The sequence below is a fragment of the Kitasatospora sp. NPDC058162 genome, assembly GCF_042884005.1.
Taxonomy (GTDB): Bacteria; Actinomycetota; Actinomycetes; order Streptomycetales; family Streptomycetaceae; genus Kitasatospora.
In genome coordinates, this window is sequence record NZ_JBHVUS010000054.1 from 37,528 (window position 1) to 48,567 (window position 11,040).

Here is an 11,040-nt window from a genome sequence, read left to right on the forward strand (position 1 = left end):
GGGCCGGTCGCTCGCCTGTTCGGGCCCGCTCCGGATGCGGAGCGGGCCCCCGCGCCGGAGGGTGGGCACGTCCTGTGACAACCGGCGCCCGGCCGACGCCCGGCGCCCGGCGAAGGGGTGCACCCGTGGCGACCGTGGCCGAACAGATGGTGGAGGTGCTCCGGCAGGCCGGGGTGGAACGGGTCTACGGCGTGGTCGGCGACAGCCTCAACCCCGTGGTCGACGCGATCCGCCGGGCGGACGGCATCGGCTGGGTGCACGTGCGCAACGAGGAGGCCGGCGCCTTCGCGGCCGCCGCCGAGGCCGAGCTCAGCGGCCGCCTCGCGGTCTGCGCCGGCTCCTGCGGCCCCGGCAACACCCACCTGATCCAGGGCCTGTACGACGCCCAGCGCAGCGGCCTGCCGGTGCTCGCGCTCGCCTCGCACATCCCGTCCGGACAGATCGGCACCGGCTTCTTCCAGGAGACCCACCCCGAGCGGGTGTTCACCGACTGCAGCAACTGGTGCGAGATGCTCTCCACCCCCGCCCAGCTGCCCCGGCTGCTGCGGGTCGGGATCCAGCACGCGCTCGGCTCGCACGGCGTCTCCGTGCTGGCCTTCCCCGGGGACGTCGCCGCCCTCCCCGCCGCCGGGCCGACCGGCAGCAGCCACTTCCTCACCGAGCAGGCCGTGGCCGCGCCGCCCTGGTCCCAGGTGCAGGAGCTGGCCCGGCTGTTGAACGCGGCCCGCCGGGTCGCCCTGTTCTGCGGCGCCGGGGTGCGCGGGGCGCACGCCGAGGTGATGGCGGTCGCCGAGGCGCTGAACGCGCCGGTCGGGCACTCGCTGCGCGGCAAGGAGTGGATCCAGTACGACAACCCGTACGACGTCGGGATGAGCGGCCTGCTCGGCTACGGCGCCTGCCACGAGGCGCTGCACTCCGCCGACCTGGTGCTGCTGCTCGGCACCGACTTCCCGTACGACTCCTTCCTGCCGCAGGCGCGCACCGTCCAGGTCGACCACGACGCGACCCGGCTGGGCCGGCGCACCGCGCTGGAGCTGGCCGTGCACGGCGACGTCGCGGCCACCCTGCGGGCCGTCCTGCCGCTGCTGGACGCGAAGCCGGACCGGTCTTTCCTGGACGGCATGCTGCGCAAGCACTGCAAGTCGCTGGAGGACGTGATCGGCGCCTACACCCGGGACATCGAGCAGCACCTGCCGATCCACCCCGAGTACGTCGCCTCGGTGCTGGACGAAGTCGCCGCCGAGGACGCGGTGTTCACGGTCGACACCGGCATGAACAACGTCTGGGCCGCCCGCTACCTCCAGCCCAACGGCCGCCGCCGGGTGATCGGCTCCTTCCTGCACGGCTCGATGGCGAACGCCCTCCCGCACGCGATCGGCGCCCAACTCGCCTGCCCCGGGCGGCAGGTGGTCGCGATGGCGGGCGACGGCGGGATCGGCATGCTGCTCGGCGAGCTGCTCACGGTGGCCAAGTACCGGCTGCCGGTGAAGACGGTGGTCTTCAACAACGGCGCGCTCGGCATGATCAAGCTGGAGATGCTGGTCTCCGGCTACCCGGAGTCCGAGATCGACAACGGGGACGTGGACTACGCGGGCGTCGCCCGGGCGATGGGCATCCAGGCCAAGCGGGTCACCGAGCCGGCCCGGGTCCGGGAGGTGCTGGCGGAGGCGCTGGAGCGGCCCGGACCGGCGCTGGTGGACGTGGTCACCGACCCCAACGCGCTGTCCATCCCGCCGCGGATCACCGCCGCCCAGGTGAAGGGCTTCGCGCTGGCGGCCGGGAAGACGGTGCTGTCGGGCGGGGTCGGGCGGATGGTCGACCTGGCGCGCAGCAACCTGCGCAACATCCCGCGGCCGTGAGCGACTCGGGGCCGGCTTCCGTGATTTGCCTCTGAGGCAACTTTCTTGCCCCGGCGGCACGGCGGGTGTCCACTGGTCACATGACCAGCAGCTCCACCGGCACCCCCGCCGACGGCCGGCAGTCCGACGGTCGGCAGCCCGACGGCCAGCAACTCGACGACCAGGAGGTCGCCGGCCTCGCCGCCCGCCTCCGTGAGCACCGGCTCAGCAGCCGGCTCACCCTGGAGGTCGCCGCGGGCCGGATCGGCCTCTCCCCAGCCTATCTGTCCCGGCTGGAGACCGGCCGCCGCCAGCCCTCGCTGCCCGTCCTGCTCGGCCTCGCCCGCGCCTACGGCACCTCGGTCTCCGGGCTGCTCGGCGAGGCCATGGTCGAACCGGACCCGGTGGTCCGCGGCGGGGCCATAGAGCCCGGCCGGGCGGGAGGTTGGGGCTACCGCCGGGCCGGTGCCCCCGGCCGCGCCATGCAGGCCCTGCGGGTGCACGTCCCGCCGGGCGTCCAGGACGCGGTGGTCCGGGTCCACCCCGGCGAGGAGTGGCTGTACGTCCTGCGCGGGGAGCTGAAGGTCACCCTCGGCGACCGCGTCCACCACCTCGCCCCCGGCGACTCCGCCCACTACGACTCGCTCACCCCGCACTGCATCGCCGCCGAATCCGACACCGGCGTCGAACTGCTCTTCATCCACACCCTGTTGCAGAGCCCCGGCGGCGAACTCTGCCTCGGCGGCGGCCCCGCCGCGAGCCACTGACCTGCCGTCAGGCCCACCCGGAGGAGATCACCATGGCCGATCCCACCACCCCCGCCACCACTGCCGCCACCGCCGGCGCCGCCACCGGTGCCGTTCCGGTCGGAGCCGCCGACACCGCAGCCGGTCCGAAGACCATGGACGCCGGCAAGTGGGCCAACAAGCGGGTCTACCTCCGCCTGGTCATCTACACCGCGGGGATCCACGCCTTCGCCGGCTTCATCATGCTGCTGTTCGAACTGGGCAACCGCAACAAGTAGTTGAGACCTCCTCAAGCCCGTCAAGCCGGTCAGGCCCCGCGGAGCACCCCGCAGAGGGCCTCCAGGGCCGCCGGGAAGGCGTGCTCCGGCGGGGTCCCGTAGCCGATCACCAGCGCGGGACCGTCCTCCTCCTCCGTCCCCGGCACCTCCGGGTCGGCGCGGTGCCAGGCGAGGCCGCTGAGGGCCAGCCCGGCGGCCTCGGCGCGGGCCAGCAGTTCGGCCTCCGGCGTGGCGCCGGGCGGGAGTTGGACGACGGCGTGCAGACCGGCCGCGATGCCGGTGACCCGCACCCGCGGGGCGTGCTCGGCGAGCGCGGAGACCAGCCGGTCCCGGCGGCGCCGGTAGTGCAGCCGACAGCGCCGCACGTGCCGGTCGTACGTCCCCGAGGTGATCAGCTCGGCCAGGGTCAGCTGGTCGAGCACCGGGGACATCGTGTCGGCCAGCACCTTCAACCGGGCCACCGGTTCGACCAGCGCGTCCGGCAGGGCCAGCCAGGCCAGCCGCAGGCCCGGGGCCAGGCTCTTGGCGGCGGTGCCCGCGTACACCACCCGCTCCGGGTCGAGCGCCTGCATCGCGCCGAGCGGCTGCCGGTCGTAGCGGAACTCGCCGTCGTAGTCGTCCTCGACGACGTACCGGTCCTGCTCGCGCGCCCACCGCACCGCGGCCGCCCGCCGGTCGGCGGACAGCGGCGCACCGGTGGGGTACTGGTGGGCGGGGGTGAGCAGGGCGGCGGCGGAGTCGGCGTCCAGCCGGTCGACCAGCGCGCCCTCGCAGTCCAGCGGCAGCGGGACGGTGGCCAGCCCGGCGGCCCGCACCACGGCGTGCTGCGGCGGCAGCCCGTACCCCTCCACCGCGAGCGACCGGGCCCCGCGCTCGCGCAGCGCCGCGCACAGCAGGGCGAGGCCCTGTTGGAAGCCGCTGCAGATCAGCAGGTGGTCCGGGTCGGTACGGACCCCGCGGACCCGGGCCAGGTAGTGGGTGAGCGCCTCGCGCAGCTCGATCCGGCCGAGCGGGCTGCCGTAGCCGAGCGCCTCGTGCGGGGCGGTGGCGAGGGCGCGGCGGGCGGCGGTCAGCCAGGCGGTGCGCGGGAAGAGCGAGAGGTCGGGCCGCCCGGGCATCAGGTCGTGCCGCACGCTCCGCCGCCGAGCCCCGGCCGGTGCGGACCGCTCGCCCCGCACCGGCACGGCCCGGCGCGCGACGGTGGTGCCGGACCCCTGCCGCGAGCTGAGCCACCCCTCGGCGGCGAGCTGCCCGTACGCCTCCACCACCGTGTTGCGGGCGATCCCGAGGTCCTCGCCGAGCGCCCGGGAGGACGGCAGCCGGGTACCGGGCGCCAGCCGTCCGTCCTGCACCGCCTCGCGCAGCGCGTCCTCCAGCGCGGCCCGCAGGCCGGCGCCGGCACCGCGCCGCTCGGTGAGGTCCAGATGCAGATCGCCGCCGAAGGAGGTCCAGGAGCCGTTCACGGGCCCCATTCTCGCCTGTCGGGCCCGGCTCCGGGCGGGGCGGCGGGTGTTCCGCCGTGGGGTGTCGAAGTGGTCGAGGCGGTGGCCGCCCTCCGTCGGGTCCGGCAGAATCGGGGTGGGGTGCTCAGGGTCGGTGGGGTTGCCGGGGTGGGCGGTGTCCGTCACCGGTTCGACGGATCCCGACGCGAGGATGTGACAGATGAGCGGGGAAATCTCCCGAGCGGAGCTGCTGGCCGCACGGTTCGAGGCCGAGCGGCCCCAACTGAGGTCCGTGGCCTACCGGATGCTCGGGTCGCTCGCCGAGGCGGAGGACGCCGTCCAGGAGGCGTGGCTCAAGCTGAGCCGCAGTGACACGGACGAGGTGCGCAAGCTCGGGGCCTGGCTGACCACCGTGGTCGGCCGGGTGTGCCTGGACCAGCTGCGCTCCCGGGCCTCCCGGCGGGAGGACCCGCTGCCCGAGCAGGACGGGCAGGTGCGGCTGCCGGACCCGGTGGTGAGCGGGGCGGCGACGCTGGACCCCGTGCACGGGATCCTGGTCGCCGACTCGGTGGGGATCGCGCTGATGGTGGTGCTGGAGACGCTCTCCCCGGCGGAGCGGGTGGCCTTCGTGCTGCACGACATGTTCGACGTGCCCTTCGACGGGATCGCCGAGGTGCTCGGCCGGACCGCCGCCTCGACCCGGCAACTGGCCAGCCGCGCCCGCCGCCGGGTGCAGGGCGCCACCCCGGCCGCCGACACCGACGACGGGCGCAAGCGCGAGGTGGTGGAGGCCTTCCTGGCCGCCTCCCGGGGCGGCGACTTCGACGCCCTGCTGACGGTGCTCGACCCGGAGGTGGTGGCCCGCTCCGACGGCGGCACGCTGGTGCCGAGCGTGCTGCGCCGGGGCGCGGCGGACGTCGCCGCCCAGGCGATCGCCTTCGCCCGGTTCGCCGCCGACGGACGCCTGGTGCTGGTCAACGGCTCGCCCGGGGTGGTGTCCTTCGCCGGGGGCCGTCCGCTGTCGGTCATGTCCTTCACGATCCACCGGGGCCGGATCACCGGCCTGGACATCCTCACCGACCCGACCCGCCTGGCCGCGCTGGGGCTCGGAGCGTAGAACGCCCGCAGGCCGTCCGGCAGTTCGCCGGACGGCCTGCGGGCTGTCGTAGGTCAGACGTCGGTCAGCGGCCGGTCAGCCCAGGCCGCCGGTGGCCCGGAGGTTCTGTCCGGTGATCCAGCGGGCGTCCGGCCCGGCCAGGAAGGCGACCACGTCGGCGATGTCCTCGGGCTGTCCGAGGCGGCGCAGCGGGGTCAGCGCCGCGACCCGCTCGAGCGCCTCGGGCGGGTTGGTGCCGCGCAGCAGGTCGGTGTCGGTGGCGCCGGGGGAGACGGTGTTGACGGTGATGCCGCGCGGGCCGAGTTCGGCCGCGGCGACGGCGGTGAGCTGTTCGACGGCGCCCTTGCTGGCGGCGTACGCGGCGATGCCGGGGACGGGGCGCGCGGTGTTCACGCTGGAGATGTTGACGATCCGTCCGCCGTCGCGCATCCGGCGGGCCGCGTAGCGGACGGTGGCGAACACGGCGCGGGTGTTGACGGCCAGGACGGCCTCGAAGGCCGTGTCGTCGAGGTCCGCGAGCGGGGTGGGCGTGAAGGACTTCGCGGCGTTGTTCACCAGGATGTCCAGCCCGCCGAGCCGTTCCTCGGCCTCGGCCATCAGCCGTTCGGCGGCGCCCGCCTCGCCGAGGTCGGCCCGTAGCGCCCAGGCGCGGCCGCCGGCCGCCCTCACCGCGTCGACCACCGCTCCGGCGGCCGCCCGGTCGGTGGCGTAGCCGAGGACGACGTCCGCGCCCTCGCGCGCCAGCCGTTCGACGATCGCCCGTCCGATGCCCCGCGAGCCGCCCGTGACGACCGCCGCTCTTCCCTCGGCCACCTTGCGCACCTGTCCTCCCACCGTGAAGTCGCCTGCCCTGTCGGGGACATCGTCGCCGAGGCGGTCGGGCGGCGCGCGCGAATTTCCGGCGTCCAGGGGCTCAGACCGAGAGGTAGACCGCGCTGCCGAGGCCGGCCAGGAAGCAGTACACCGCGAACGGCGTCAGGCTGCGGGTCTCGAAGTACTTGGTGAGGAAGCGCACCGAGATGTAGCCGGCCACGAAGGCGGCGACGCTGCCGGCCGCGACCGGGCCGAGGACGGAGGAGTTCTCCGGCTTGAACAGCTCGGGCACCTTGAGCACCGAGGCGGCCAGGATGACCGGGGTGGCGAGCAGGAAGGAGAACCGGGCGGCGTCCTCGTGGTGCAGTCCGCGCAGGATGCCGGCGCTCATGGTGACGCCGGAGCGGCTGATGCCGGGGAACAGCGCGAGGATCTGGGCGGCGCCGATCCAGGCGCCCTGGCCGAAGCTGAGCTTGGTCAGCCGGACGTCGGAGGCGACCGCCGGGTCGAGGCCGGGCTCGTCGACGGGGGCGGCGTACCCGGCCCGGCGGCGGCCGCTGCCGCCGCGCTTGAGCCGTTCGGCGCCGAGCAGCACCAGTCCGTTGAGGGCGAGGAAGACCGCGGCCGGCAGCGGCTTGCCGAGCGCGTGCCGCAGGGCCTTCTCCAGGACGAGGCCGGCCACGCCGACCGGGATGGTGGAGATGATGAGCAGCCAGGTGAGCTTCTCGTCCCGGGTCTCCACCCGGCGGTGGCGGATCGAGCTGACCAGGCCGCTGACCACCCGGACCCAGTCCCGCCAGAAGAAGACCACCAGGGCGAGCGCGGTGGCCAGGTGCAGGGCGACCAGCGCGGCGAGGTAGGAGGAGCCGTCGGCGGTCATGTCGAGGTCCTGTTGGATCTTCCCGCCGATCACGGCCGGGAGCAGGATGCTGTGGCCCAGGCTGGAGACCGGGAAGAGTTCCGTCACACCCTGCAGCAGGCCGACGCCTATCGCTTCCGGGTAGGTCAGGGTCGACATCGCGCACCTTCGCTCGGGGGTCGGTGGTCGCCGGATTCCGGTGGCCACGGCGAAGCTACTACGGGCATGTAGACGCCTGGCAGCCCTGCTTCCAGAAGTTCATCGAGCGTATGTCCGGGCGTCACCGGGGCCGGTTCACCCGAACAGGGCGCCGGCCACCGTGCCCAGCAGGCTGCCGCTCGGCACGGCCCGGTGCACGGCGCCGCCGAGCAGCAGGCCGGCGGTCGCCGCGAGCGGGAGGCCCACCAGGGGCAGGGCGACGGCCAGCAGGGCGGCCAGTACGGCGGACGGGCGTGGCGGGCGCTCCATCGTGAGCCTCCATCGGGCGCGGGGGTCGACGGACGCCCACGATGCCGCCTCCCGCAGCGTCAGGTTCAAGTCCGTGTCCGGGACTTGTCCCGGACGTCCGGCCGAGACGTACGTCCGTATGTCCGCCCGGGTCAGACCTCCACCCGCCGCCACCCCGACCCGTCGTCGGGCACCGGCGCGGTCGCGAAGTCGTAGCGCAGCAGCTCCGGTCCGAGCGCCAGCAGGGAGATCGAGGAGGACCCCCAGATCCGCCCGTCGCCGAAGTCCCGCCGCTGGATCAGCGCGGCGTCCTCGTCCGGGGCCAGCCCGTCGCCGGTGACGATCGGCAGCCAGCCGCCCCAGGCCCGTCCGGTCGGGCCGTCGGCGGTGGGCCGCGGCCGGGGTTCGGCGCGGAAGCGGGCCCGGAAGTGGTCGGCGCGGGCGGCCATCAGCGAGCGGATCCGTTCGGAGGCGGTGCGGCTGGCGGCCATGCCCTCCAGCCCGTCGTTGACCACCACGCTGAGCCCGGTGGGCAGTTCGTGCTCGTCGAGCCGCCCGCCGCCCCAACTGCTGACCCGGGCGCCGTCGGGGCGGACCTGGACGAGGTGGAAGGGGTCGTACGGGGTGAGGTCGAGGTGGCCGATCCCGCCCTCGCGGACGGCGGTGAGCGGCAGCTCGCCGCGGCTGAGCCGGGTGTCGGCGGGGGCGAGCGGGCCGAAGCCGTTCAGCAGGCAGGCGGCGGTGCGCCGGGTGGGGTCGACGGCCAGCCAGGTGCCGCCGGCCGCGAGGTCCAGTCCGCCGAGCAGTTCGGGCCGCTGCGGCCAGTGGTGGTCCGGCGGCAGCCAGGCGCGTCCGAGGTACTCGTCCCGGACGGAGAGCAGCAGTACCGGTACCGCCGCCTCCGGCTCGATGCTGATGAACGCCGTGCACACGGTCGTGTTCCCCCTGACCTCTTCGTGCCGAAGATCCACCGGCGATCCTCGCACGCCTGTTCGTGCACCGGAAGTGGCCCAAGGAAACAGTGGTCGAATGCACCAGGGGCGCGGGCCAGTGGACTCCTAGGCTGGCCACCGTGACGACGAACGAGACGACGAGCGAGACCGCCCACGCGAACGGGGCCGTGCCCGCCCCCGAGCAGCGCCTGCAGATGCCGCGACTGGCCCCCGAGTTCTACCAGGCCATGATCGCCGTGGACCGGGCCTCCCGGCAGGGCCTGGACCCGGTCCTCGCCGAGCTGGTCAAGGTGCACGCCTCGATGATCAACGGCTGCGCCTTCTGCATCGACATGCACGCCACCGACGCCCGCAAGAACGGCGAGCAGGACCACCGCCTGGTCTCTCTCCCCGCCTGGCGCGAGACCCCCTGGTTCACCGCCCGCGAGCGCGCCGCCCTGGCCCTCACCGAGTCGGTCACCCTGCTGACCCAGGGGCACGTGCCGGACGCCGTGTACGCCGAGGCCGCCGCGCACTTCGAGCAGGCCGAACTGGCCCAGCTGATCGCGCTGATCGCCACCATCAACGCGTGGAACCGGATCGGCGTGTCCACCCGCATGAGCCCGGCCGCGAAGTGAGCGGGGCAGCGATGACCACCCAGCGGGAGAAGGCCCGGCTGCTCCGGGAGCTGCACCGCCCGGGCGAGCCGCTGGTGCTGGCCAATGTGTGGGACGCCGCGAGCGCCCGGCTGGTGGCCCTCGCCGGGGCGCGGGCGCTGGCGACGGCCAGTGCCAGTGTGTCCTGGTCGCTCGGCAGCGCGGACGGCGGCGGCGCCGACCGCGAGCGGGTGCTGGCGCGCACCGCCGACGTGGTCCGCTCGGTCGACCTGCCGGTCACCGCGGACCTGGAGAGCGGCTACGCGGACACCGCGGCCGGGGTCGGCGAAACGGTCACCGCGCTGCTCGCCACCGGCGCGGTCGGGGTGAACCTGGAGGACGCGGACCACCCCCCGGAGCAGGCCGCGGAGCGGGTCGCGGCGGCCCGGGCGGCGGCCGACGCGGCGGGCGTCCCGCTGTTCGTGAACGCCCGCACCGACGTCTTCCTGCACGGCATCGGCGAGCCCGAGGGCCGGCTGGACGAGGCGGTCCGCCGGCTGCGGGCGTACGTCGAGGCGGGTGCGGACGGCGTGTTCGTCCCCGGCGTCGACGACCCGGAGACCATCGCGGCCCTGGTCGCGGCCGTCCCGGCCCCGCTGAACGTGCTGGCGGCGCCGGGCTCCCCCGCGGTCGCCGAGCTGGCGAAGCTGGGCGTGGCCCGGATCAGCCTGGGCCCGGGCCTGGCCAAGGTCGCGTACGCGGCGGTCCGCCGGGCGGCCGAGGAGGTGTACGCGAGCGGCACGTACACCTCCCTGGACGGCGGGCTGACGTACCCGGAGCTCAACGGCCTCTTCACGGGCTGAGCACCGGGGCTCCGAGGAGCAGGAGCGGGCGGCTGGCCGGACGGGGGTCGGTCAGCCGCCCGTTCCACCTCGTGCCGGGGTGCCCCCGGGGGCGGCGGACGGTCAGCCGATCTGCCCGCTGATCCCCGGGTGGGACATCTGGTTGGTGCCGATGGCCTCGACCTCGTCGGCGGTGTGCCCGACCACCGGGAGCTTGCCCGCGGTCTGCAGGGCCAGGTCGGCGGGGGAGAGGGTGAGACCGTCGGTGAGGCCGCCGGTGGCGTCCGGCGAGCTGGCGGTCTGGCTGGTGGCGGAGGCCGCCGGGACGGCGAGGGCGAGGCCCGCCATGGTGAGGGCGGCGAGGGTGGCGAGTTTCTTCATGCCCTGCCGAACGACCGGGCCGCCTTCAGGTAACCGGGTGACGGCGAGCGTCACCCTGCCACCGTCGCCGTCCCCCGCGGCCGTCTCCCTCCTCTGACCGTCCTGCTCAGACCGTCACCCGCAGCGTCCGCACGCTGTTGCTCACGAACGAGCCGATCGGCTCCGGCCGTTCGCCCTCCGCCAGGGCCAGCGCCGGGAACCGTCCGAACAGGTGCCGCAGCGCCGTCTCCGCCTCCAGCCGGGCCAGGCCCGAGCCGAGGCAGAAGTGCGGGCCGTGCCCGAGCGACAGGTGCCGGGCGGGCTGCCGGGTGAGGTCGAAGCGGTCGGCGTCCGGGTAGTGCCCGGCGTCGCGTCCGGCCGCGGCGTACGAGGCGAGCAGGGCCTCGCCGCGGCGGATCACCACGTCGCCGACCTCGATGTCCTCGCTCGCGTAGCGCAGCGGGAACTGGCCGACCGGCGAGTCGTAGCGCAGTGTCTCCTCCACCACCGCGGACCACGGCTGCGCGCCGTCCAGCACCAGCCGCAGCTGGTCGGGGTGGGCGAGCAGGGCCCGGACCGCGTTGGTGATCAGGTTGAGCGTGGTCTCGTGCCCGGCGACCAGCATCAGCAGCAGGGTGCCGACGAGTTCGGCCTCGCTGAGCCCGGCGCCGTCCCCGTTCCCGGCCCCGTCCCCGTTCGCGGCCTCGCGGGCGGCGATCAGGTCGGTGGTGAGGTCGTCGCCGGGCTCGGCCCGCTTGACGGCGACCACC

Annotated in this window: 13 protein-coding genes; 6 read left to right on the forward strand and 7 right to left on the reverse strand. The window is 74.9% G+C overall.

Annotation, left to right across the window (positions count from 1 at the left end):
- The first annotated feature begins 125 nt into the window (after positions 1-125).
- The 3 genes from ACFVXG_RS43625 to ACFVXG_RS43635 all read left to right on the forward strand — a co-directional run bounded on the left by ACFVXG_RS43625 (position 126) and on the right by ACFVXG_RS43635 (position 2,862).
- On the forward strand, positions 126-1,859 hold the full coding sequence (locus tag ACFVXG_RS43625; RefSeq protein WP_387936072.1) for a pyruvate dehydrogenase: 1,734 nt from the start codon (positions 126-128) through the stop codon (positions 1,857-1,859).
- 80 nt (positions 1,860-1,939) lie between these two features.
- Positions 1,940-2,605 (forward strand): helix-turn-helix domain-containing protein, encoded by a 666-nt coding sequence (locus tag ACFVXG_RS43630; protein WP_387936073.1) that lies wholly within the window; start codon positions 1,940-1,942, stop codon positions 2,603-2,605.
- A 32-nt stretch (positions 2,606-2,637) separates the two neighbouring features.
- Positions 2,638-2,862: a DUF6126 family protein gene (locus ACFVXG_RS43635; protein ID WP_387936074.1), complete on the forward strand. Its 225-nt coding sequence runs from the start codon at positions 2,638-2,640 to the stop codon at positions 2,860-2,862.
- 29 nt (positions 2,863-2,891) lie between these two features.
- Here ACFVXG_RS43635 and ACFVXG_RS43640 read toward each other — a convergent pair whose 3' ends face one another.
- Entirely contained in the window at positions 2,892-4,325 is a 1,434-nt protein-coding gene (locus ACFVXG_RS43640) for a PLP-dependent aminotransferase family protein (protein WP_387936075.1), read from the reverse strand.
- A gap of 199 nt (positions 4,326-4,524) precedes the next feature.
- Here ACFVXG_RS43640 and ACFVXG_RS43645 point away from each other — a divergent pair, with 199 nt between their 5' ends.
- Complete coding sequence (locus ACFVXG_RS43645) at positions 4,525-5,421, forward strand: sigma-70 family RNA polymerase sigma factor (protein WP_387936076.1); 897 nt, start codon at positions 4,525-4,527, stop codon at positions 5,419-5,421.
- A gap of 75 nt (positions 5,422-5,496) precedes the next feature.
- On the opposite strand, the gene ACFVXG_RS43650 is transcribed toward ACFVXG_RS43645, so the two are convergent.
- The 4 genes from ACFVXG_RS43650 to ACFVXG_RS43665 form a co-directional block, all read right to left on the reverse strand.
- On the reverse strand, positions 5,497-6,234 hold the full coding sequence (locus tag ACFVXG_RS43650; RefSeq protein ID WP_387936077.1) for a glucose 1-dehydrogenase: 738 nt from the start codon (positions 6,232-6,234) through the stop codon (positions 5,497-5,499).
- Between the two features lie 100 nt (positions 6,235-6,334).
- On the reverse strand, positions 6,335-7,252 hold the full coding sequence (locus ACFVXG_RS43655) for an undecaprenyl-diphosphate phosphatase (protein ID WP_387936078.1): 918 nt from the start codon (positions 7,250-7,252) through the stop codon (positions 6,335-6,337).
- Positions 7,253-7,387: 135 nt separating this feature from the next.
- A complete protein-coding gene (locus ACFVXG_RS43660; protein ID WP_387936079.1) occupies positions 7,388-7,561 on the reverse strand; it encodes a hypothetical protein in 174 nt (57 codons plus the stop codon).
- Between the two features lie 131 nt (positions 7,562-7,692).
- Positions 7,693-8,472, reverse strand: coding sequence for an NRDE family protein (locus ACFVXG_RS43665; protein ID WP_387936080.1), 780 nt, complete (start codon positions 8,470-8,472; stop codon positions 7,693-7,695).
- A 140-nt stretch (positions 8,473-8,612) separates the two neighbouring features.
- Here ACFVXG_RS43665 and ACFVXG_RS43670 point away from each other — a divergent pair, with 140 nt between their 5' ends.
- Both ACFVXG_RS43670 and ACFVXG_RS43675 read left to right on the forward strand, forming a co-directional pair.
- Complete coding sequence (locus ACFVXG_RS43670; RefSeq protein ID WP_387936081.1) at positions 8,613-9,110, forward strand: carboxymuconolactone decarboxylase family protein; 498 nt, start codon at positions 8,613-8,615, stop codon at positions 9,108-9,110.
- Positions 9,111-9,121: 11 nt separating this feature from the next.
- Entirely contained in the window at positions 9,122-9,931 is an 810-nt protein-coding gene (locus ACFVXG_RS43675) for an isocitrate lyase/phosphoenolpyruvate mutase family protein (RefSeq protein ID WP_387936082.1), read from the forward strand.
- Positions 9,932-10,033: 102 nt separating this feature from the next.
- Here the strand turns inward: ACFVXG_RS43675 and ACFVXG_RS43680 are convergent, their stop codons facing one another.
- On the reverse strand, positions 10,034-10,345 hold the full coding sequence (locus ACFVXG_RS43680; RefSeq protein ID WP_387936083.1) for a hypothetical protein: 312 nt from the start codon (positions 10,343-10,345) through the stop codon (positions 10,034-10,036).
- 52 nt (positions 10,346-10,397) lie between these two features.
- Positions 10,398-11,040: cytochrome P450 (locus ACFVXG_RS43685; protein WP_387936084.1), on the reverse strand; the 643-nt coding region annotated here is incomplete at its 5' end.

Bases quoted from the DNA above. Each gene is read 5' to 3' on its own strand.
- ACFVXG_RS43630 (WP_387936073.1), top strand. From the start codon at position 1,940: ATGACCAGCAGCTCCACCGGCACCCCCGCCGACGGCCGGCAGTCCGAC.
- ACFVXG_RS43635 (WP_387936074.1), top strand. From the start codon at position 2,638: ATGGCCGATCCCACCACCCCCGCCACCACTGCCGCCACCGCCGGCGCC.
- ACFVXG_RS43645 (WP_387936076.1), top strand. From the start codon at position 4,525: ATGAGCGGGGAAATCTCCCGAGCGGAGCTGCTGGCCGCACGGTTCGAG.
- ACFVXG_RS43655 (WP_387936078.1), bottom strand. From the start codon at position 7,252: ATGTCGACCCTGACCTACCCGGAAGCGATAGGCGTCGGCCTGCTGCAG.
- ACFVXG_RS43660 (WP_387936079.1), bottom strand. From the start codon at position 7,561: ATGGAGCGCCCGCCACGCCCGTCCGCCGTACTGGCCGCCCTGCTGGCC.
- ACFVXG_RS43675 (WP_387936082.1), top strand. From the start codon at position 9,122: ATGACCACCCAGCGGGAGAAGGCCCGGCTGCTCCGGGAGCTGCACCGC.